Consider the following 23,224-nt stretch of genomic DNA (forward strand, 5'->3'; position numbering starts at 1 on the left):
TCAGTATATTTTCCATAAATGGAGATTTATATGACTAATGAAAGCAATCCATTTTCCAATAATGGAAAACAAAACGATAGACAGCATTCAAATTGGGATGATGTCAGAGTATTTTTAGCGATTGCTCGAGAAGGCACGCTAAGTGCTGCATCTAAAGCATTGAAACTTGGAATTGCAACCACATCTCGGCGTTTAGAACGCCTAGAAGAGGCATTACATGTTCGGCTATTCACTCGAGACCAGCTTGGTTACAAGCTTACCGATGAAGGAAATGCATTAATTTCTCAGGCTGAAGCCTTAGAACAGGCGGGTTATGCATTTGGCAATGCCGCGCGGAGAAAAAGCGAAAGCGTGATGGGCCATGTTTGTTTAGCTACCGCTCAAGGCTTAGCCGATCATCTAATCATCCCTGCTCTGCCTTCACTAACCAACGTGAACCCTAATCTCACAATTGAAATTGTAACTGGGGTGTCGACAGTGAATTTACACAGGCGTGATGCGGATATTGCACTGCGTATGGTTAGGCCTGAACGCGGTAATGTGCGTATTCGTAAATTAGGCACATTGGGGTTTGGCCTTTACGCCTCAGAGAGTTATTTACAGCGTAGACCAAATCCAAACAGATTGAGCTCTCTAGAACAAGATGATTTTATCGGTTGGTCGGAAGCACAGCAGCACCTCCAATCAGCACAATGGTTAGAAAGAACGCTAAGAGGAAGAGCTTGCCGGCTCACTACCAGTACGATGTCAGCACAATTTAGCGCAGTCCAAGCGGGTATTGGCATGGCTGTTTTGCCGCATTTCATTGCCCAAAAGATGGGACTGATTTGCCTACAAGATAATATAGGCTGTGACCAACCTATTTGGCTAGTCATTCACTCTGATCTCGCTCACTCACGAAGGATCAGGGTTGTCGCTGATTTTTTGAATGAGTTAGTTGCAAAGGAACATGAGAGGTTGCTGATGCCATAAGCTCCCTCCACTTTGACACGGGCTGATACCATTATTTAGCCAGCGAATGTTTATAGCGGGATTAAAGCAAAGGGCTAATATCTAATATTTCAATCAATGGGAGAACAGCCAGTATGTTGTTTTTACCTTTAGAATTTGCCAAGATAGCCAGGTAAAAGACTTCAGACCTACCACACAATCAGCGGCGATATTGGCTTATGTCGATTAGCTCTATTCTAAGGATCCTACTATGGCCCCCTTTCATCAATTAGCAGCGACAAGTCTCGGCGGGCAACTTATCTCTATGAAAGACTACGCTGATAAGGTGGTTCTCGTCGTTAATACCGCCAGTCATTGTGGTTTTACACCACAATACAACGGCTTAGAATCACTCTACAAGAAATATGCTCCTCAGGGCTTTGTGGTGCTTGGTTTCCCCTGTAATCAGTTTGGCAAACAAGAACCCGGTAGCGCTGAGGAAATCGCGCAGACCTGCTTTATTAACTACGAAGTGAGCTTTCCAATATTCGAAAAAGTCGACGTTAATGGGAGCTCTGCTCACCCGATATTCCGTTACCTGAAAAACGAGCTACCAGGTCTAATGGGTGGGCGGATCAAGTGGAACTTTACTAAATTCTTGGTCGGGCGTGACGGTAAACCGCTCAAACGCTTCGCACCATTCACTACCCCTGAAAAAATGGAAGCAATAATCCTTTCTGCACTTCAAATTTAAGTGTTCACTAATTTGCTCAATTAAATCGAATGCTATTAAAGACTAAAAAACAAAAAAGCCCACTTTTACATGGGCTTAAGTTGTTATTTTGCCAGCCAGTGCCAGCTAATTCTTATTGGGGGATTATTCCCACTCAATAGTCGCAGGTGGTTTGCCGCTGATATCATAAACGACGCGGGAAATACCATCGACTTCATTAATGATGCGGTTTGAAACGCGGCCTAAGAAGTCATAAGGTAAATGTGCCCAATGAGCGGTCATAAAGTCGATGGTTTCAACTGCACGCAGTGAAACAACCCAGTCATATTTACGGCCATCACCCATGACGCCAACAGAGCGGACAGGTAAGAATACGGTAAATGCTTGGCTAACTTTATGATATAAATCTGCTTTGTGCAGTTCTTCAATAAAGATAGCATCTGCACGACGTAATAAGTCACAGTACTCTTTCTTCACTTCACCTAACACGCGAACCCCTAAACCTGGGCCTGGGAATGGGTGGCGATACAGCATATCGTACGGGAGGCCTAATTCGAGACCAATTTTACGGACTTCATCTTTAAACAATTCTTTTAATGGCTCAACTAAACCAAGTTTCATGTCATCCGGCAGACCACCTACGTTATGGTGAGACTTGATAACGTGCGCTTTGCCAGTTGCTGATGCTGCTGATTCGATAACGTCTGGGTAAATTGTTCCTTGAGCCAACCATTTGATATTAGGCAGCTTAGATGACTCTTCATCAAATACTTCGATAAATACGTGGCCAATTTTCTTACGTTTAGCTTCTGGATCGCTGATCCCAGCTAATGCATTTAAGAAGCGATCTTCGGCTTTTGCATGGATGATGTTCAGGTCAAATTTACCTGCGAACATTTCCATTACTTGGTCTGCTTCGTTTAAACGCAATAAACCGTTATCAACGAACACACAGGTTAAACGTTTACCAATTGCGCGGTTTAATAGCAACGCAGTAACCGATGAATCAACACCACCCGATAATGCGAGCAGTACATGGTCATCACCAATTTGCTCTTTTAAACGCGCTACTGTGTCTTCGATAATTGCCGCTGGTGTCCACAGGGCTTCACATTGGCAAATATCTTTCACAAAACGCGTTAAAATATTTAGGCCTTGGTGAGTGTGAGTCACTTCTGGGTGGAATTGAACACCGTAGAATTTCTTCTCTTCATTTGCCATGATGGCATATGGGCAGCTTGGAGTGCTGGCGATAGTTTTAAAATCGGCAGGGATAGCTGTAACTTTATCACCATGGCTCATCCAGACATCAAGTACTGGTTTGCCAGCTTCGTTCAGAGAGTCATGAATATCACGGAATAATTCACATTGCTCAGTGATTTCGACATTGGCATAACCGAACTCACGTTCACCAGAGACTTCAACTGCACCACCCAACTGCATTGACATGGTTTGCATGCCATAACAAATACCTAATACAGGAACACCTGCATTAAATACGTAATCAGGAGCTCGTGGGCTATCTGACTCAGTCGTACTTTCTGGCCCGCCAGAAAGAATAATACCGTTTGGATTAAATCCTCGAATTTGTTCTTCTGTAACGTCCCACGCCCAGAGTTCACAGTAAACGCCAATTTCACGAATACGACGGGCAATCAGCTGTGTATATTGTGAGCCGAAATCAAGAATAAGAATGCGATGTTTATGGATATTTGTTGTCATTTGAGGAGAATTCCAAAAATTCAAGTCAAAAATAAGAATCGGTGACGCAATCAAATGAATGCGCCACCCTGAGAAACTTTATCGATTATTGCCCCAAACGGTAGTTTGGAGATTCTTTCGTGATAGTAACATCATGAACGTGGCTTTCTTGGATACCGGCTCCACTGATGCGAACAAATTCTGCTTTTGTTCTTAATGCATCAATAGTACCACAGCCCGTCAGGCCCATACAGGAGCGTAAGCCACCCATTTGTTGATGAATGATTTCTTTTAGGCGACCTTTGTATGCTACGCGGCCTTCAATGCCTTCTGGCACTAATTTGTCTGCTGCATTATCAGATTGGAAGTAACGATCTGACGAACCTTTAGACATCGCACCCAGTGAGCCCATGCCACGATATGCTTTGTAAGTACGGCCTTGGAATAAAATAGTTTCTCCCGGAGACTCTTCAGTTCCTGCGAACATTGAGCCAACCATCACACAGGCTGCGCCTGCCGCGATAGCTTTAGAGATATCACCTGAGAAGCGAATACCCCCATCCGCGATAACAGGAATACCCGTACCTTCCAGAGCTTCTGCCGCTTCTGCAATAGCCGTAATTTGTGGTACACCCACACCAGTTACGATACGAGTTGTACAAATTGAACCAGGGCCAATACCGACTTTAACGGCGCTAACACCTGCATCAGCCAGCGCTTTCGCCCCTTCCGCGGTTGCTACGTTACCGCCAATGATTTGTAAGTCAGGGTATTTTTGGCGGGTTTCACGAATACGTTGTAATACGCCTTCTGAATGACCATGTGATGAATCAATTAATAAAACGTCAACACCAGCAGCCACCAGCGCGTCAACACGCTCTTCATTTCCTGCACCAGCACCAACAGCAGCACCAACACGCAAACGGCCTTGCTCGTCTTTACACGCGTTTGGCTTACGTTCTGCTTTTTGGAAGTCTTTAACGGTGATCATCCCTAACAAATGAAAGTTATCATCGATCACTAAGGCTTTTTCTACACGTTTTTCATGCATTTTTTGTAAAACAATTTCACGTGCTTCGCCTTCTTTCACGGTGACTAAACGTTCTTTTGGCGTCATCACAGCAGTAACAGGCTGGTCCAAATCCGTCACGAAACGAACATCGCGGCCCGTAATAATACCAACTAATGAGTTGTCGTTTGCAACTACTGGGTAACCTGCAAAACCATTGCGCTCAGCCATTTCTTGCACTTCACGAATGGTAGTATCAGGCGTTACTGTCACAGGGTCAGTGACGACACCACTTTCATGCTTTTTCACGCGGCGAACTTCTTCCGCTTGGCGCTCAATAGTCATGTTTTTATGGATGAAACCAATGCCACCTTCTTGTGCTAATGCAATAGCAAGATCAGATTCAGTGACAGTATCCATGGCTGCAGAAAGCATAGGAATGTTCAGGCGGATGTTTGCAGTCAGTTGAGTTGATAAATCTGCGGTATTCGGTAATACGGTTGAGTGTGCAGGAACGAGTAAAACGTCGTCGAAAGTAAGTGCTTCTTTTTTAATGCGTAACATAGGCAATATCCCACCAGGCAGCGTTATGGAAAGGTATAAAATATTGCCGCGGCATTATACACACCGAAAACGGTTGCTTCCAGCGTTTTTTTGAAAAAAAACTTGATAACTCCTATAACTGCGTTAGTATCTATCGATTAAGTCATTGTTTTAAAATTTGATCTGGCTCACATGTCGACTTCACAAAATAACGCAATTTACTCGGTTAGCAAGCTTAACCAGACTGTTCGAGAACTTCTTGATAACCAAATGGGCCGTATTTGGTTAACCGCTGAAATTTCCAATTTTTCACAACCAAGTTCAGGTCATTGGTACTTAACCTTAAAAGATGACCGGGCTCAAGTGCGTGCGGCAATGTTCCGTGGGCAAAATGCACGAGTCACTTTTCGCCCACAAAATGGCCAGCAAGTTTTAGTTCGAGCGACAGTGACCTTATATGAGCCTCGAGGTGACTACCAATTAATTCTTGAAAGTATGCAGCCAGCCGGTGAGGGCTTACTGCAACAGCGTTTTGAGCTATTAAAACAAACGCTAAGCGCACAAGGCTTATTTGATATTATTCATAAAAAACCGCTACCTAGCCCTGCTAAATCTGTCGGTATCATTACATCAGCAACCGGTGCAGCCCTACATGATATTTTAAATATTTTACGCCGCCGGGACCCTTCTCTGCCTATCATTATCTACCCAACGGCAGTTCAAGGTGAATTGGCACCAGCGCAAATTGCTCGAATGATTGAGCTAGCAAATTTGCGTCAAGAATGTGATGTGTTAATTGTCGGTCGCGGTGGGGGCTCCCTTGAAGATTTGTGGGCATTTAATGAAGAAATCGTTGCTAGAGCTATTTTTGCTAGTCAACTGCCTATAATTAGTGCTGTTGGTCATGAAACCGATGTGACGATTGCGGACTATGTAGCGGACGTAAGAGCACCAACCCCATCTGCGGCAGCCGAGCTTGTTAGCCGTAACCAGCTAGAAATGCTGCGGCAGTTAAAATCTGCACAGCAACACCTTGAAATGGCAATGGATTATTACGTGGCAGGCCAACAACAAAGGTTTGCTCGTTTGCATCACCGTTTACAGCAACAGCACCCGCAATTACGCTTAGCACGGCAACATAATCAACTTAATTTATTGCAACAAAAGCTAGCACAGTCGATGACTCGGCAACTACAAAATTCGACGGCTAAATTCGAAAGAGTTAATCGCCGTTTGCTACAAAATGATTTACGCCCTCAGTTGCAAAAACAACAACGTCAGTTGCAACAAACACAATATCATTTGCAAAATATGATCACGAGTTTGGTCAATAGCTATCGTCAACGTTTTGCTGTCGCGTGTTCGAAAATGGAAGCTGTCAGCCCATTGGCAACACTTGCTCGCGGCTTTAGTATTAGTGAGACAGCAGAAGGCACCGTGTTGAAAAAAACCAGCCAAGTAAAATTAGGGCAACCACTGAAAACACGCCTTAATGATGGCTGGGTTGAAAGCCAAATTACCCACATTGAGAAAGTTAAAACCAAAAGAGTATCGAAGTGATTATTTTAACCACTTATCTCGATTAAAATAACGGGATAAGTGGTTGTAAATTTATATACTGGTTAGAAACGTACCTGCCCACCTATCATATAAGTACGCCCTCTACCCGTTTCGTTATTTCGCCCTCGTTCTTCCATAATTGCACCTGAATTTGCGCGATTTAATGCATCGGTATAGTTTTTATTCGTCACATTGTTAATAGTCATCATCAATTTAACGTTTTTATTAATTTCATAATCTGCATATACATCAATAATGGTTGGTTGTTTCTCATATTTCTCCGTCATAGCATCACCATTTTGGTCGCCATCTGGAACTGGGCTAATCCGTTTGGAGGGGCCAGTCCATGTGATCGTTGAACCGAGTGTCAGTTTTTCATCAAAGAAGCGTACGCCTGAGTCTAATGTTAGGTAATAGTCAGGTAATTGAGTGAAATCCCCTGCACTAAATAAGGAGGTGCTATTAATAGAAACCGGCTGTTTTCCTGACTCTTTGGTATATGAAACCATTGAATAAAATACACCTGCATCATAGTTGGCTTGCAATTCATACCCTCGTAAATTTACATCTCGATGGTCATTCACATACATTTCTGCTCGCTGAGACATTGGTGGATTCTCTTTATCCCAGACATCATCATTAACTAAACACCAATCAAATTCATCCTGTGGATTGGAACGACAAAGTACAAAAGCTTTACTCGTGATATAATCTTTAACTTGGGTATGAAACCACAATGCTTTCAGATTGAATTGGTCACCATCTACCACTAAATCAGGTTTTAAGCTATTAAACCCAACCTGCCAAGTTTTTGATTTTTCACCCTTAAGAAATGGATTCATCGTCTGGCCACCATTTGAGGAGAAAAAAGCTTCTTGTGAATTCGGTGCACGCATGGAATGTGCGTAACTAACAAAGGGCTGGAATTCAGGAATGATTTGAGCGGATAACAATATACCTGGGTTAATCCCACTATCTTTAATGTTCAGATTACTGGCTTCTTGGGGGAAACATTTTTCGGTTTCATCACACGCAGGCTTATAACCTTTCACGCTATAATTGAGGTAATTAAGGTCAAATATCGCTGTATAGATATCGTATTTCGCTTCAAACTGAGTATATACGCTGGCAATATCTTGTGTTCCACTTGGTGAAAATGGATTGTTTATCTGGGTATTTGGGTCTTCAACCGATTGTGCTTCCTTACTGTATTTGGTTTTCATTAATTTCGAACCTACTTGCCATTTATAATCCACATCTCCATAAGAAAAATGGCTAGTATTGGATAAATTAATACTATCGGATTTATTTTTAGATATGGCATTTTTAAAGGCTCCACCAATAGGATCCCCTTGAAGTTTCTGTTCATTATTGCCATGGCTTGCCAAGATTTCCACATAAATTAATTCATTTAATGGGGTGTATTTATATTTAAGATAATAGTCATCACTATTAATCTTTCTGCTGGTTAATTTATTTTGTAAGAAACGCCCACTAAATTCTAATTCATGACTGTCATTAGGTTTATATTTCAACTTTGCCAATTGAGATTGTGGCTTTTGTTTGAATGAGGGATCTGTGGCAAATTCATCACTATTGAAACCATCACCGTTTTTATAGCTGCCGGGGATATTATGACCACTAATTGCAATTAAACCACCAAAGTAACCATCATCCTGTAATTGCGTTTTACCCGCAACGGCAACCATTCCGTTATAACCGAGACCATTATCCCCCCAGTTAGCTTTACTACGCAGTCCGTATAAATTGTCGTTAAAAATGACGTCATCAATTCCGATAGTGCGGAAATTCGCACTTCCGGCTAAAGCATTAATGCTATTACTGCCATTCAACTGCCCTTTCTCCACTTCCACTGAGACAATAAAGTTTGGATCAATTAATGAACCAAAATCATTACTCGGCTGCATACCGTGGGTATATTTGCTCGGTGAGATACCATAATAACTTTGTGTAATACCATCAACCATCATATTCACGCGACCAAAACCACTCAGTCCACGAATATTGACGTTAACCGTACCTTGGCTGGCATCCATTTGAGTATAGGTGCCGGGCATGGTGCGAATAATTTTATCCATCGACTGCAATTTATTTTCTGTACCAACCGCACTATAAGCACCTGGTTTTTCTAATGCTTTGACTAGTGGGGTTTGTTTCTGCGCACCTGAAACTTTTAATTGGCTAAAATTAACCAAACCTTCTTTCTGCTTATTTTGCTGCTGTGTATTTTCAGCCAAAGCGATCCCTTGGTAGCTAGTGGCAATAATGCCAGCTACCATAATTATTGTTTTATTATTCATTAAACCATTCCTGTAAACGTACTGAGTGTCATACGCTCACACCGCTAGCACAGGCCAAATAGTGCCTGTGAAAAGGCTCAGCAACAATGTGATTAATCTTGTTGCTGGCCTAAAATCACCTAAATTTTATAGGTTAATTATTATTTTAAATATGGAAAATATTTGTCTTTATTTTCAAGCATAAGAATAAAGCTATATTCTTGGGCAATATCATCGAGTGCATTAAAACGCCCTGATTTACCGCCATGGCCCGCATTCATATTCGTTTCTAATAATAATAATGAATTACCTTGTTTAATATCTCGCAATTTAGCCACCCATTTTGCAGGTTCCCAGTATTGAACTTGGGAATCATGTAACCCTGTCGTCACTAAAATATGTGGGTAATGTTGTGCTTTGATATTGTCATAAGGGCTATACGCTTTAATTCGCCAGTAATCCTCTTCATTTTCAGGGTTACCCCACTCGTCGTATTCCCCAGTAGTTAGAGGAATTGATGGGTCTAACATTGTGGTTACCACATCTACAAATGGAACAGCGGAAACAACACCCTCGTATAAGTCAGGCGCCATATTCACCACCGCTCCCATTAATAAGCCACCCGCACTGCCCCCCATGGCATACACATGCCCTGCTTTACCATAACCTTCTGATAATAACCCTTTGGTTGCATCAATAAAGTCAGTAAATGTATTCATTTTGTGGATTGTTTTGCCTTGTATGTACCAATTTTTACCTAAGTCACCACCACCACGAATATGTGCAATCGCGTAAACAAAACCGCGATCCAATAAAGACAAACGAGATGAACTAAAAGAAGGGTCTATGCCATATCCATAAGCGCCATAACCATAGACTAACAATGGATTTTGACCATGCTTGAAAAGATCTTTACGGTAAACTAAGGAAACAGGGACTTTTACCCCATCTTGTGCAGTGACCCAAATACGCTCACTTTGGTAATTTTGCTTATTAAAATCTTTAACTTCTTCTTGTTTTAAAAGCTGTTTTTCTTGAGTCAGCATATTAATTTCATATACTGAAGACGGTGTGGTCATTGATGAGTAGCCGTAGCGTAATGTGTCCGTATCAGGCTCAGGGTTATTCCCAATCCACGCCATGTAAGTTGGGTCATCAAAGCTCACTTGGTTTTCTTTATGCGTTAACCAACTGATTTGGCGTATATTTACTAAGCCGTTTTGGCGCTCTTCTACCACTAACCAGTTATTAAATAACGCAAAACCTTCAAGATCAACCCCATCACGTGGTGCAATAAAGCTTACCCACGGCGCTAAAATATTGTCTGCAATATATAAACCAAACAATGGGTGCTGGTGATTAGAACGAATATAGAATTTACCATTGAAATGATCAGGATAGTACTCAACCCCAACTTGACGTGGTTTTAAGATTTTAGCATCATTTTGTGGCTGATTTGCATCAATTAACCGATATTCAGAAGTTTCAGTACTCGTGATACCTATTAAAATAAAATCTTTTGACGTCGATTTCGCTAAACTAACGTAAAAAGTATCATCCTTTTCTTCATACACCAGTTTGTCTTGAGTTTGCTGTGTACCGTATTGGTGCCTAACCACTTGATAAGGAAGCAATGTTTGCTTGTCCTTATTCACATAGAATAGCGTTTGGTTATCATTAGCCCAAACAATATTCCCTGATGTATTGGTTAATGCATTCTCTTGCCACTCGCTCTCATCAATTTTTCGAAATGACACTGCAAATTCATTACGCCCTTGGCGATCTTCGGCAATGGCAAGCGTGGTATTATCTGGCGAAATAGCTAACGCGCCCATACGATAATATTCTGTGCCTTCGGCACGTTCATTACCATCAACTAATACAACCCATTCACCCTGGCTATTTACCGGGCGTCTTTCATAGATAGAATAATTTTTTCCCGCAACCACTCGTGAGCGGTAAGTATAACCATTATAATTATAGGGAACTGACTCATCGTCCTGCTTCATACGCGAAAAGAGTTCATCGTAAATCTCTTTTTTTAACGACTCACCTTTCTCTAATTGTTGCTTTGTATAGTCATTTTCTTGCGTTAAGTATTCGATAATTTCTGGAGACTCACGTTGGTCATCCCTTAACCAATAATAGTTATCAACACGGACATCTCCGTGAGTAGTCATTGTATGTGGTTGTTTTTTGGCTATTGGTGCTGACATTCTATCCTCCGCAGCACTAGTTGCTGCATATAAACCAAGTAATGTAATAAGACAAAACTCAGTAAGTTTATTACGCATAATTCATCCAATCTATTTTTCATTAAGAGTAAAATCAATAGGGATCCTGACTGTTACCCGCCCGTTGATTAAAATTTCAGTAGGTGGTTCAGGTAAAGGTGCCGCTCTTGATAAAACCTGCAAGGCTTCTCTATCCAACGATCGCGTTCCAGATGAACTCACCAGCTCGCTATCAAGTAAAAAACCTTGTGGGTCAACCGTAAATGTTACTACTGATTGACCAACTCGCCCTCGCCTTACGGCATCTTCAGGGAAACGCTTGTATTTATTTAATTTACCCAATACTTGTGCTTCCCACAGCCTTTTCGCGTTATCTATCGATTGTGACTGGCTATTAAATTCTGCGGCAATTTTCTGAGTCTGTAATGGCGCTGCTGCATCACTGGTGACAGGGGCATCATTGGCTTTTGAATCAGTCGCTTGTTTTTGTTCAACCACCTGCTTTTCACGCTTTTGTTTTTTTACTTCAGCTATTCGTTTTGTACTCACCGTCTTAGCCACTTGCACTTCTGCCTGCTCATTGATGGCTAATGGTGGGATAATTTTCTCTTCTGATGGAGCCTCATAGGCCTGACTCGCCACCGCTAACTCTTGTAGTTGACCAATGTTAACTTCTGTCAATTGTTCGGCTTGCGACTCTATCGAAATTTCCATCACCACTGATGGTGGAGGCAATAGCTCTTCCCATTGTTGATTATAAGTTACCCATATATAGCCCCCAACCACAGCGACATGAAGAGCAATTGCCAATGCGAACCACCCACTCATCTTCGTCGTTCGCTTTAAATACTCATTTTCAAATGTTGTTATACTCATTTTTATCTTATGTACTTATGTATCTTCACATAAACGCAAATGATAATTAATAACAAATGAAAATGGAAATCATTTCTTAATGAAAATAAAGAATACTTCACAAAATTAACTTTTTTGAAATCATTAGGTTGCTATTATTTAGTCATCATTTAGGGGTATACCAAACAAAATCAGCATGTAAATGGTCTATTTCTTCCCCTCTCTCTGAAATAATTAACACTTTGACTGATTCGTCAGGTGCGAGGTCTTGCACATGTAAAGGTACCCCAATAGCTCTTGTTGCATGGTAGCCACCTGCAAATAAGAGCGCGGGTGTAGGTGCATTTAATAACGACTCTGCCATACGGCGGTCACGCAACTGCTGTATAAAGGTCATTTTTACCACTTGTTCCGCTGTAAGTTCCCCACCATGAGAGCTTTCAATCGTTTTACTGATGAGTTCTTGAACAATAGGCTGAGTCGAATACTGCCCCATTATTGATGATGGGTTAGCGTAGGCGGAAAGCACCTCTTCTTTATCTAGGTTTGCAGAAAGTAATGGATAAGGTGAGCTTAGCAAATGACGGATTAAAGCCCCATACTGTTCCCAAGGCCAACCACTGTTCCATTTTATGGCGGACTGTAACTTTTCGTCACGAATATAAGGATTACTCTGCATCTGTGCCTGTACCCGACTCACACCTTTTTGCTGTGACGGTGTCAGCATTTCGAGTAAAACCGCACCTTGAGGCCGTATTTTTGGCATCTCTTGTACAAGCCATTGCTCAATTTGGTGATGATAGTGGTTATCATGCTTTTCTCCAACAATCACACGTGGAGATTGAGCAAGCTGCTCAACTAATTGCTGAGGTGTTAAAGACTTACCTGTTGCTAAGTCAATAATTTGGTCGCTTGCTGTTAGCTGGCTATCCAATTGTACGTTTGTTGGCTCAATTTTTTGTGTACAACCAATAAGAAAAAATAACCCAACCATTAAAGTGGCTATTCGAGAGGTCAATCTAATTGAAATCATTATGCTTTCCATCTTATGTAGTCAAGCTCACAAGATACAGATAATGAGAATCATTTTCAACAAAAAGGCTCCTATGAAACCATAGAAGCCTTTAACACAAATTAATTAATATTAACCTTTAGAGTGGGTTTGTTTGTGCTTCAACCACTGCCAATGCCACCATATTCACGATACGACGTACCGAAGCAATTGGTGTTAATATATGCACAGGTTTCGCAACCCCCATTAACACAGGCCCTACAGTCACACCATCAGAGCTTGTGACACGCAGTAAATTATAACTAATACGTGCTGCTTCCATATTTGGCATAATTAATAAATTTGCTGAACCTTTTAATGGACTATCAGGCATCACATCTTTACGGATAGATTCAATTAATGCGGCATCCGCATGCATTTCACCATCAATTTCCAAATGTGGGTCACGTGCTTTGATCATCGTTAGCGTATCACGCATTTTTTGTGCAGATGCGCAATCTGAAGAACCAAAGCTAGAACGCGATAACAGAGCCACTTTTGGCTCAATACCAAAGCGTCTTACCGTATCCGCTGCCATTAACGTGATTTCAGTTAGCTCTTCCGGTGAAGGGTCTTCATTGACATAAGTGTCTGCGATAAACGTATTACCCGTTGGTAATAACAATGCATTCATTGCACCTGCTGCATGAACACCCTCGCGGAAACCAAATAAATCTTTAACAACTTCATAGTGTTCGCCATAACTGCCCACCGTACCACAAATCATCCCGTCGGCTTCGCCACGCAACACCATGATCCCACCAATTAAGGTTGGGTTATTAATCACCGCACGGCGCGCCATTTCTTGGGAAATACCACGACGTTTCATGATTTGGTAGTATTCTTGCCAATATTCTTTATAACGCGGGTCGTTTTCGTTATTAACCACTTCAAAATCTTTACCTAACTCAATATGTAGGCCGAGTTTTTGAATACGCATTTCAATCACACTTGGGCGCCCAACTAAAATTGGGAAGGCTAAACCTAAAGACACTAGTTCTTGAGTCGCATGCAATACACGCTCTTCTTCCCCTTCTGCTAATACAATGCGTTTTTTCGCCGTCTTAGCTTGAGAGAAAATAGGTTTCATGAATAAATTTGTTTTATAAACAAATTGATTTAATTTTTCGATATAGGCATCAAAGTCTTCAATTGGACGCGTTGCTACCCCTGAATCCATAGCTGCTTTTGCCACTGCTGGCGCAATTTTCACAATCAAACGCGGGTCAAATGGTTTCGGAATAATATATTCAGGGCCAAAGAATAAATCTTGGTTGCCATACGCAGAAGCCACTTCTTCACTTTGCTCAGCCAATGCAAGATCTGCAATGGCATATACACAAGCCAGTTTCATTTCTTCATTAATCGTTGTTGCGCCAACATCTAGCGCACCACGGAAAATGAATGGGAAACATAATACGTTATTAACCTGATTTGGGTAATCAGAACGACCAGTACAGATGATGGCATCAGGGCGAACTTCTTTTGCCAAAGGTGGTAAAATTTCGGGTTCAGGATTAGCCAATGCTAAGATTAGAGGATCTTTTGCCATGGTTTTCACCATTTCTGGCGTTAAAAGACGTGGACCTGAACAGCCTAAGAAAATATCTGCATTAGGAATCGCATCAGCCAAAGTACGTTGGCCGTTATCTTCAATTGCATACGCGGCTTTGGTGACATCCATGCGTTCATCACGGCCTTTGTAAATCACCCCTTTTGAATCACAAACGGTGATATGTTCGCGTTTCAACCCCAACGCGACTAATAAATTCATACAAGCGATTGATGCCGCCCCTGCGCCAGAAACCACCAGGCGCACATCACCAATATCTTTTTTAACAATACGTAAGCCATTGATAACAGCGGCAGTACAGATGATTGCGGTACCGTGTTGGTCATCATGGAATACAGGGATTTTCATCCGCTCACGAAGTTTTTGTTCAATATAAAAGCATTCTGGTGCTTTGATATCTTCTAAATTAATACCGCCAAAAGTCGGCTCAAGAGACGCAATGATATCAACTAACTTGTCTGGGTCTGTTTCATCAACTTCAATATCAAAGACATCAACACCAGAAAACTTTTTAAATAGTACACCTTTTCCTTCCATGACAGGCTTACCAGCTAAAGCACCGATATTACCTAACCCAAGGACAGCCGTACCATTAGACACGACCCCGACAAGGTTACCTTTAGCGGTGTAACGATAAGCTTTAAGTGGGTCATCTGCAATTTCAAGACATGGCACTGCAACACCTGGTGAGTATGCTAATGCGAGATCTCTCTGGGTTGTTAGTGGTTTAGTTGGGGTAACCGTAATTTTCCCAGGATGTGGAAACTCATGAAAATCAAGAGCACTTTGTTTTAATTTGTCATCCATCGTCAAGTCCTTTCAAAATAAGTAAGGTAAGAGCGATAACAGTATAAACACATCTCTCTAGCAAATCATGATCATACTGGCAATTTCCAGAAAAATCTTTCAGTTACAATAGAGTTAGGCCACCGTTAGAGTAAAACGTAATCACATTGATTATATTTTACTATATCGAAACACTTCTCTAATTTTTAAGATATTAACTAAAAATAATTTATTATTAGTTTTATGAGGTTAATATATATAAAAAATTAATCACATTATGAACCCTATCTTAAATACCTTCTCCGTTTAATATTGATTTAAATATTAGATATGAATTTTCTAATTTTAATGTATTATCAACAAGTATCTTATTGTTATTAGCGAGGGATATAATATATTAAGCAAAGAAGTAACATTAAGAATTCCCCATACTGATTTTACAATTATTAATACTCCAATTAAATATAATAAATATATCAAAATTAAACTGTCTATTTTATGGAAAGTATCAAACTAGACCTTGAATTTTAAGACATGAAAAAGGAACCCTCTATGTCTAAATATACCGTAATGATTGTTGATGAGCACCCTCTTATACGCTTGGGATTGCGCCAGCTCATAAATACCGATACGCACTTTATTGTCACAGCAGAGTCCTCTTGTTGTTACGAGGCCTTAAGCATTGCAAGGCAGCTACAGCCTAATCTAATTATTATAGATACCAATATTCAAGGTATTAAAACATTTGAAACGATACGATTACTTCGTAAGCACTGCAATAATAGCTACTTATTAGTGTTATCTGCTTCAACAATTAAAACAGATATATATGGCGCTATTGATGCAGGAGCACAAGGGTATTTATTAAAAAGCAGTGAGCTTGACATGTTATTTTATAGTATGAAGAAAGCCTCTAGAGGGCAATTAGTTTTCAGTGAAAAAATATATCAGCATCTTATTTCTCGTCATAATTATAATGACCCACTCTCATCACTGACACGGCGAGAATCTGAAATTTTACATGAAATGGCTGTGGGTTTAAAAAACCGTGAAATATCTAATTTACTTTTTATTTCTGAAGAAACGGTTAAAGTTCACATTAGAAATATTCTTAAAAAATTACGTGTTCGCTCTCGTCTTGAAGCTAGCTTAATTTATATGCGTTCAAGATAATTTTTTCTAATTATATTAATTAACAAAGCTAAATTACGAATAATTTAATTATAAGTTTATTATATATTTCTCACATTTGGGCTAGATCCTAAGCGATTTTTGCCTCATTATGTATGGATTATCGCTAGTTTTTTGAGGAAAATCATATGCCCAATACATCTAACTCTCCTTATATCATGTACGGAATTAAAAACTGTGACACCATTAAAAAAGCACGCCGTTACTTAGAAGACAATGGAGTTAACTATCAGTTTCATGATTATCGTGTTGATGGTATTAGCGATGAATTACTTTCTACCTTTATGGAACATATTGATTGGGAAGTGTTAGTAAATAAACGAGGAACAACTTGGCGTAAACTGACTGATGATGAAAAAAATGCAGTGGTTGATTCAAATAGCGCGAAAAAAGTGCTAATTGCAGAGCCCGCCATGGTCAAAAGACCCGTACTTGTTTCTCCAGACAACCGTTACTTAGTTGGGTTTAGCGCAAATGACTACCAAAACTTCATTCGATAATCAGGCGGTTATGATGGATTGCCCAGTTATTCAACTTGCCAAAGAACTGATCTCACGCCCTTCTATCAGCCCTGATGACCAAGGTTGCCAAGCGATACTGACTGAGCGTTTAAACCAACTCGGTTTTACCGTTGAACCAATGCATTTTGGTAACACATTAAATTTTTGGGCACATCGAGGTACTCAAGGTCCAACCCTCGCATTTGCAGGCCATACCGATGTCGTACCAGCAGGCAATAGTGAAAATTGGCAAACACCCCCTTTTAACCCGACAATTATCAATCAACATTTGTATGGTCGCGGTGCTGCTGATATGAAAGGCTCAGTCGCAGCAATGGTTGTCGCCGCAGAGCGCTTTGTCAAAAAGCACCCTCAACATCAAGGGCGTTTGGCCTTTTTAATCACATCAGATGAAGAAGCCGATGCGTTAGATGGCACGGTCAAAGTGGTCGAAACATTGATGGCACGTAATGAACGCGTTGATTACTGTTTAGTCGGTGAGCCTTCAAGCCAATCTCATTTAGGCGACATCATAAAAAATGGCCGTAGAGGCTCTATTACGGCAAATCTTACCATTATGGGAACGCAGGGGCATGTTGCCTATCCTCATTTAGCGGATAACCCGGTACATCGAGCAACTGCTTTTTTGCAAGAACTCACATCAACTATTTGGGATAACGGCAACGAATTCTTCCCTGCCACCACTATGCAGATTGCCAATATTCATGGTGGTACAGGGGCAAGTAATGTGATCCCTGGTGAGTTATTTGTTCAATTTAATTTTCGTTTTAGCACCGAATTGACCGACACACAAATACGTGACAGGGTCACTAGCATGCTAGAACGCCATGGCTTAACATATAAAATAGAGTGGTCATTATCTGGGCAACCATTTTTAACTGAAAAACAAGAACTTGTCACTGCAACTTTGCAAGCAATTCATGAATTAACTGGTCTTAATGCAGAGTTATCCACAAGCGGTGGAACCTCCGATGGCCGTTTTATCGCCCAAATGGGGACTCAAGTTATTGAGCTCGGCCCACTGAATGCCACCATACATAAAGTTGACGAATGCGTTAACGTCAAAGACTTGCAACAGCTGGCCTTAATTTATGAACGGGTCATGGAGTTATTGTTATTATGATCACTATTGCCATGTTAACAGGCCGCTCAACTGACCATTTAGTGACACTTGGCGGTTCTCATCGCCTACAGTTCAATGCCACCAAAGCATTTTTAGCCATGCAACAAGCGGCTGTAAAGTCAGGGTTCAAGTTACAATCGGCAAGTGCATTTCGTGATTTTTCACGTCAACAGTTAATTTGGAATGAAAAATTTACCGGTCTCCGCCCTGTTCTTGATGCACAAAGCCAACCTTTAGATATTACAACGCTTTCTGAAGGCGAGCTTTGTGAAGCTATTTTACATTGGTCAGCATTACCCGGTGCAAGCCGCCACCATTGGGGAACCGAAATAGATGTTTATGACCCATTACGTATTCCTTTAGGGCAAACGTTACAGTTAGAGCCTTGGGAATATGAAACTGACGGCTATTTTGCTGAACTGAACCACTGGCTGACGGATAACATGGCGACATTTGATTTTTATCGCCCTTTCACTGCAAAAAATGCAGGGGTTGCCTATGAACCTTGGCATATTAGCTACTGGCCTTTATCCCATGAAGCAGAACAGCTTTTAACGCCAGAAGTCATTAAACAAGTTCTCCTACAAGAGGATATTTGCGGAAAAAACTGGCTAAACAGTAACTTAGATTATGTATTCGAACGCTATATTAAAGCTCCTGAATAATTTCTAAGCTAACAGAGCAACTTCTATCACGCCTCATAGATTACGCTACATAATTTATGGGGCTTTTTTCTTTTTCGTGGCAATTTGTTCATCAACAACTGGAAGCCGATACATAAAAATAAGCAGCCAACACAACAGTGCCAATAAACCAATTTTTAACCATAAATAGCTAACAACCCAGATTGATAGTGAAAAAGTGAGTATTATCAATACAATTGCTTTTGGTTTTGCCCCTTTCGGTAGCCCTTTATGCTTTTGCCAGTGACGGATATATCCCCCAAACCAAGAGCGATATAATAACCAATGGTGAAAGCGTGGAGATGAACGAGAAAAACACCATGCCGCTAATAACAAGAAAGGCGTAGTCGGCAAAACAGGAAGAATAACGCCAGCAAAAGCCAGCGCAACAGCTAACCATCCAATAACAATGAGGAACAATTTTTTCAAAATTACTCCCCCTCCCTAAAAAATAAATCAAATGGTAAAAGCCGCATAAAATCTGTGGTAACTCATAATAATATCAATGGTATACTCTAATGGTAAACACGCTTAATGAAAAGTCGCTTTTGCCGATTGGAATGATTATTGTTCCCATAGCTTTCTTTCTCAGGAATCTTTGAGGTTTCAATGATAGATATTTATTTTTCTTTATATCATTTAGTTTCGATGAAAAGATGCAAAAAAACACAATAGAGGCATACACTAGTATGTACTAGGGTAACTGATCGATATCAACGCACAGACAGCTCAAAAGAATGACGAATGGAAGGTGAATATGCAATGGTTAGCCGACTACTGGTGGATAATTTTACTCTTATTGGTAGGTATTATCTGGAATTCAGTCAAAGAAATGATGAAATTGGACCCCAAAAAATTTTTAGATAACAAGCCTGAAATCCCTCCGCATCAGGATAATAACCATCTTTGGGATGATGAAGACGATTGGCCTAAAGACAAGAAGAAGTAATTTTCTGCTTTATTTCAGCTAAAAGTGCTGGTTGGTATTGTTTTACCTGTATACCAACCTCTTCTCTTACTCGTTGTAGCCATTGCTTTTGCCCTGTTATACCAACATCTGCGCAAATCTGTGCGATGGGTTCACATGACACCAAATGCCGTCTGAGAAGCGAAAGCCCGTTTTTTTCTTCCTTCAATAAACGCAGAATCGCACTTTCACTCGCCGAAATGGGCCGTTTAAACTCACTAAACCCGATGAGTTCAACCCAATCATCTGTCGTTAATTGCTGCTGTGAGTCTGTTGTGAAAGCAAACTCTTGTAAATCACTGCGCCAATATAGGTCACGTTTTAACCGTAACTCCCCCTGTTCACAAAGTTGGTATGCACGGTTTGAAATAGGTAAAATAGCCATCGCGGTAAAACAGCCACTACTGGCTTCTTTATGCGAACCTATTCGTATTAACCGAAAGCCCGCTTTTTGCCAAAATGCCACTAAGTCTGGTGTTAGCCCAAAACTAACAGATATAAAGTCCAAGCCTTGCTCTGTGGCGAACGCTTTTTGTTTTGCTAGCAGTGTTAAACCAATTTGGCGCCTACGGTGGTTCGCATCAACGGCAATACGCATCACTCGGCGAGATAGCCATTGTGCCGCAATGGGGAAATAACTATGAGCTGCTAAAGATTGGACAACTAAATTTCCTCTTGGTCGACGAAGCCCAGCCCATATTTGCCAGCTCAATGATTCGGTTAACTGTCCTTCATCTACCATCCATAATGCACCTAAATAGGTACAATCATCAGACTCGGCTTTTGCCACCATAAAATGTTGTTGCTGGGCATCCAATAGTCGTCGTAAATCTAATGGTGACGTTCGATAATGTGCACTCATCAATAAGCCATAAAACGCTTTTAATTGCTCATTATTTTCCGCTAATGATGCCTGAGTTAACGCTTTATATTCAGTATTTCCAGCAAGAACCGTTTGAGTGGTGGGTTCTTGCAGCAATAAAGCCTCATTGACCCACAATTCTAAGGGATCATTAGCCGCATAGCGCATTGGGTTATCAAGTTGTAGTAAAGTGAAATGGGCTAAAGTTGCACAGAACTTTAGCGTAAATCCACGCCCTGTTCCTTCATAACCATCGACTGTCGTAGTTAATAAAACTCGGGGAAAATACCCCACCAGCTCACGTAATATATAATTAGGAATAGCAGAAGCTTCATCGATGACTAGCCAATCTGCTGTTATTTTTTCATTGCTGCGGCAGTACGCTAATAAGTTATCAGGGGACCAAAAATTAATCTTTTGTCCTGCGTGCCGACTTAAAACTTCCGTCGCCACTTTGGCGGGAGCACAACACCAACTCTCTCCCATAAATTGTTTTATTAACATCCCAGCTATTGCAGATTTTCCGCGCCCTCTCGGGGCTATCAAGCCCCAAATGCCATGTTTTGCTTTTAATAATTGGCTAATTATTTGTTGCTGCTGTTCTGTTGGCTGGCCTGTCGGTGCTTGCCATAATGGTTTGTTATTTAGTAATGAAAAATCAGGCTCATCTCCTTGTTTATAAAATAAAATATCGGAAGATGTTTGGAAAGTCCGTTGCAAATGGTGAACAAAATTCGGTGTCGGAATTAGACCCAATTGTTCATTCCAACGTAGGCTGTCTAGATCAGCATTTGTCGCCCACTCAGTTTGAGGTGCAGTACATAAAACTAACAAGCTCCCTGCTTTTAACGTGCCAGCAAGCATGGCTAGGGCTTCACTATGAAAACCTTTACGCGCATCAAAGATGCCATGTAAAAATTCACGGCCCAATAATAGATGTGCATTTTCTGGGGAAACCCCTTGTGGCAAATTCGCTGAAATGGTTAACCAGTCGCCATCAATGGCTGTCTGAAATTCGTTGAGTTGCTGTTCCACCCACGCACTGTCACCAGAAAGAACCATAAGACGACGCATGCCAACCATATGTAGCTGTTCGATAATAACAGGAAGCAATTTCACCATCGTAATACTATGATTTACCAATTAATAGTGACAAGATCCCGGCAGCAATTAAAGGCCCTACAGGAACACCACGGAATAAAGCAACACCAATAACAGTTCCAACAAGTAAGCCTGCAACAGTAGAAGGTTGATGGGACATTAATGTGACACCTCGGCTACCTAACCAAGAAACGGCGATCCCGATGACAATTGCAAGAATCGATTTCCAATTCAAAAATGAGCTCAATACTTCATTTGCCGTTATTTTACCGCTCGCAATTGGCGCCATAACACCGATAGTTAAGATAAGTATCCCAATGGTTAAGCCATATTTTTCAACCCATGGAAAATAATTATTCAATGGTGTTATTCTGACCACCAATAAAAATAACATCGCAAGAGTGACTGTCATATTATGACTAATGATACCTAACCCGGCTAATACCAGTAAAATGATTAATGTTGGATCAACATGACTCATAGATTTATCCCTGTAAAACGCATAATTATAATTTATTAGCAGCAAATAGACTGATTTAAAAACATGTTATTGGCTCATCATCAAAGAAGCAAATATTAACGCCAACTCTTTTTATTTTTACGGTAACGATATTTTCATTAATAAAAAACCTTACTATTTCCGCACAATTTATTAACTCAAGTGCGACATTTTAGCTGTTCTTTATTATCTATTTAATACTTTTCAAAAGAGGTCTTCTTAGCATATTTCACGGTGACAAGCCGAATTGTACATAAAATTAGCATGGCAATACAGATAACTCCCATCGCCACCAAAACTTAAGCTAAATATTCGAAATATTCATCACTGTTTATTTTTTTATTTCTGCATTTTTTTTATATTTATCATCATAAAAACCAACTTGTGGTGCCTTTTGCTGAAGATAGTCCTAAATACCTTTACAACCAGACAATCCATCTCAATTACGTATAATAATCACCAATAATTAATACAGAAAAATCATAACTTAGCATTATTTATAATTTTAATGATTTACATGGTTGTGCGACGCTCTGCGCAAGCACAATGATTAGGATTAACAATATGAACCAATCTTTATCCCCCTTTTCAAACGCTCGTTTTATTGCTATCCGCTTAGTGCCTGGAGAAGATGCGCTTTTAGCATTAAAACGAAAAATTGAGCAACACAGCCTACAAGCTGCATTTATTGCCAGTAGCGTCGGCAGCTTAACTCATGTCGCACTGCGTTTTGCAGGACAAGAGAACACGTTTCACACAACAGGCAAATTCGAAATTGTTTCATTAATTGGCACTTTAGATGCTAACGGCGAACACCTGCATTTGTCTGTCTCTGATGAAGAAGGGAAAGTTCTCGGTGGCCATATGATGCCGGGTTGTACTGTTAGAACAACATTAGAGCTGATTATTGGGGAACTTGAAAAAGTTAATTTCACTCGTGAACCTTGCCCTTTGTCTGGTTATGAAGAGCTTATCATCACTTCTCGCTAATTTTATTATTCC

The 23,224-nt window shown here is 40.7% G+C and carries 19 protein-coding genes; 9 read left to right on the forward strand and 10 right to left on the reverse strand.

The genetic code is table 11. The features are described from left to right. The first annotated feature begins 30 nt into the window (after window positions 1-30). Window positions 31-972, forward strand: coding sequence for a LysR family transcriptional regulator (locus tag SJ312_RS05340; protein ID WP_110591787.1), 942 nt, complete (start codon window positions 31-33; stop codon window positions 970-972). Window positions 973-1,201: 229 nt separating this feature from the next. After that, the gene (locus tag SJ312_RS05345; protein WP_110591788.1) at window positions 1,202-1,684 is read left to right on the forward strand and encodes a glutathione peroxidase; all 483 of its coding nucleotides are present in this window, start codon (window positions 1,202-1,204) and stop codon (window positions 1,682-1,684) included. Window positions 1,685-1,807: 123 nt separating this feature from the next. On the opposite strand, the gene guaA is transcribed toward SJ312_RS05345, so the two are convergent. Together guaA and guaB are read right to left on the reverse strand one after the other, a co-directional pair. After that, window positions 1,808-3,385, reverse strand: coding sequence for a glutamine-hydrolyzing GMP synthase (guaA, locus tag SJ312_RS05350; RefSeq protein WP_136135441.1), 1,578 nt, complete (start codon window positions 3,383-3,385; stop codon window positions 1,808-1,810). An 85-nt stretch (window positions 3,386-3,470) separates the two neighbouring features. Then, entirely contained in the window at window positions 3,471-4,937 is a 1,467-nt protein-coding gene (gene guaB / locus SJ312_RS05355; RefSeq protein WP_004253607.1) for an IMP dehydrogenase, read from the reverse strand. Window positions 4,938-5,108: 171 nt separating this feature from the next. Between guaB and xseA the strand changes: the two genes are divergently transcribed. Continuing rightward, a complete protein-coding gene (xseA, locus tag SJ312_RS05360; protein ID WP_165879788.1) occupies window positions 5,109-6,476 on the forward strand; it encodes an exodeoxyribonuclease VII large subunit in 1,368 nt (455 codons plus the stop codon). Between the two features lie 62 nt (window positions 6,477-6,538). Here xseA and SJ312_RS05365 read toward each other — a convergent pair whose 3' ends face one another. From SJ312_RS05365 to maeB, 5 genes are all read right to left on the reverse strand, one after another. Beyond that, window positions 6,539-8,797 (reverse strand): TonB-dependent receptor domain-containing protein, encoded by a 2,259-nt coding sequence (locus tag SJ312_RS05365; RefSeq protein WP_319867132.1) that lies wholly within the window; start codon window positions 8,795-8,797, stop codon window positions 6,539-6,541. Window positions 8,798-8,937: 140 nt separating this feature from the next. Next, entirely contained in the window at window positions 8,938-11,070 is a 2,133-nt protein-coding gene (locus tag SJ312_RS05370) for a S9 family peptidase (RefSeq protein WP_165879783.1), read from the reverse strand. 12 nt (window positions 11,071-11,082) lie between these two features. Continuing rightward, window positions 11,083-11,886: a cell envelope integrity protein TolA gene (locus SJ312_RS05375; RefSeq protein WP_165879781.1), complete on the reverse strand. Its 804-nt coding sequence runs from the start codon at window positions 11,884-11,886 to the stop codon at window positions 11,083-11,085. 145 nt (window positions 11,887-12,031) lie between these two features. Further along, window positions 12,032-12,898, reverse strand: coding sequence for a ChaN family lipoprotein (locus tag SJ312_RS05380; RefSeq protein ID WP_228677085.1), 867 nt, complete (start codon window positions 12,896-12,898; stop codon window positions 12,032-12,034). A 118-nt stretch (window positions 12,899-13,016) separates the two neighbouring features. Continuing rightward, the gene (gene maeB, locus SJ312_RS05385) at window positions 13,017-15,296 is read right to left on the reverse strand and encodes an NADP-dependent oxaloacetate-decarboxylating malate dehydrogenase (RefSeq protein ID WP_004253593.1); all 2,280 of its coding nucleotides are present in this window, start codon (window positions 15,294-15,296) and stop codon (window positions 13,017-13,019) included. A 531-nt stretch (window positions 15,297-15,827) separates the two neighbouring features. On the opposite strand from maeB, the gene SJ312_RS05390 reads away from it, so the two are divergent. The 4 genes from SJ312_RS05390 (at window position 15,828) to SJ312_RS05405 (ending at window position 18,775) form a co-directional block, all read left to right on the forward strand. Continuing rightward, window positions 15,828-16,448 carry a LuxR C-terminal-related transcriptional regulator gene (locus SJ312_RS05390; RefSeq protein ID WP_036957668.1) on the forward strand — a complete coding sequence of 207 codons (621 nt, stop codon included), beginning with the start codon at window positions 15,828-15,830 and terminating at the stop codon, window positions 16,446-16,448. A 146-nt stretch (window positions 16,449-16,594) separates the two neighbouring features. Beyond that, entirely contained in the window at window positions 16,595-16,966 is a 372-nt protein-coding gene (locus tag SJ312_RS05395; RefSeq protein WP_036957666.1) for an ArsC family reductase, read from the forward strand. Window positions 16,967-16,979: 13 nt separating this feature from the next. Then, window positions 16,980-18,110 (forward strand): succinyl-diaminopimelate desuccinylase, encoded by a 1,131-nt coding sequence (dapE, locus tag SJ312_RS05400; RefSeq protein ID WP_110591794.1) that lies wholly within the window; start codon window positions 16,980-16,982, stop codon window positions 18,108-18,110. Beyond that, the gene (locus SJ312_RS05405; RefSeq protein ID WP_153673363.1) at window positions 18,107-18,775 is read left to right on the forward strand and encodes a M15 family metallopeptidase; all 669 of its coding nucleotides are present in this window, start codon (window positions 18,107-18,109) and stop codon (window positions 18,773-18,775) included. Before dapE ends, SJ312_RS05405 begins: the two co-directional genes overlap by 4 nt. 54 nt (window positions 18,776-18,829) lie before the next feature. Here SJ312_RS05405 and SJ312_RS05410 read toward each other — a convergent pair whose 3' ends face one another. Further along, window positions 18,830-19,222, reverse strand: coding sequence for a DUF454 family protein (locus SJ312_RS05410; RefSeq protein ID WP_094960491.1), 393 nt, complete (start codon window positions 19,220-19,222; stop codon window positions 18,830-18,832). A gap of 328 nt (window positions 19,223-19,550) precedes the next feature. Here SJ312_RS05410 and SJ312_RS05415 point away from each other — a divergent pair, with 328 nt between their 5' ends. Continuing rightward, window positions 19,551-19,742: a YpfN family protein gene (locus SJ312_RS05415; RefSeq protein ID WP_004253577.1), complete on the forward strand. Its 192-nt coding sequence runs from the start codon at window positions 19,551-19,553 to the stop codon at window positions 19,740-19,742. Here SJ312_RS05415 and SJ312_RS05420 read toward each other — a convergent pair. Together SJ312_RS05420 and SJ312_RS05425 are read right to left on the reverse strand one after the other, a co-directional pair. Then, on the reverse strand, window positions 19,723-21,744 hold the full coding sequence (locus SJ312_RS05420; protein WP_165879778.1) for a tRNA(Met) cytidine acetyltransferase TmcA: 2,022 nt from the start codon (window positions 21,742-21,744) through the stop codon (window positions 19,723-19,725). The genes SJ312_RS05415 and SJ312_RS05420 overlap by 20 nt on opposite strands. Window positions 21,745-21,751: 7 nt before the next feature. Further along, window positions 21,752-22,204, reverse strand: a complete 453-nt coding sequence (locus SJ312_RS05425; RefSeq protein ID WP_004253572.1) for a DUF441 domain-containing protein — start codon at window positions 22,202-22,204, stop codon at window positions 21,752-21,754. Window positions 22,205-22,786: 582 nt separating this feature from the next. Here SJ312_RS05425 and SJ312_RS05430 point away from each other — a divergent pair. Next, window positions 22,787-23,212, forward strand: coding sequence for a PPC domain-containing DNA-binding protein (locus SJ312_RS05430; RefSeq protein WP_036957661.1), 426 nt, complete (start codon window positions 22,787-22,789; stop codon window positions 23,210-23,212). Window positions 23,213-23,224 lie beyond the last annotated feature (12 nt).

Origin of the sequence: Providencia sp. CIM-Carb-044 (genome assembly GCF_033901115.1) — a bacterium.
GTDB lineage: Bacteria > Pseudomonadota > Gammaproteobacteria > Enterobacterales > Enterobacteriaceae > Providencia > Providencia hangzhouensis.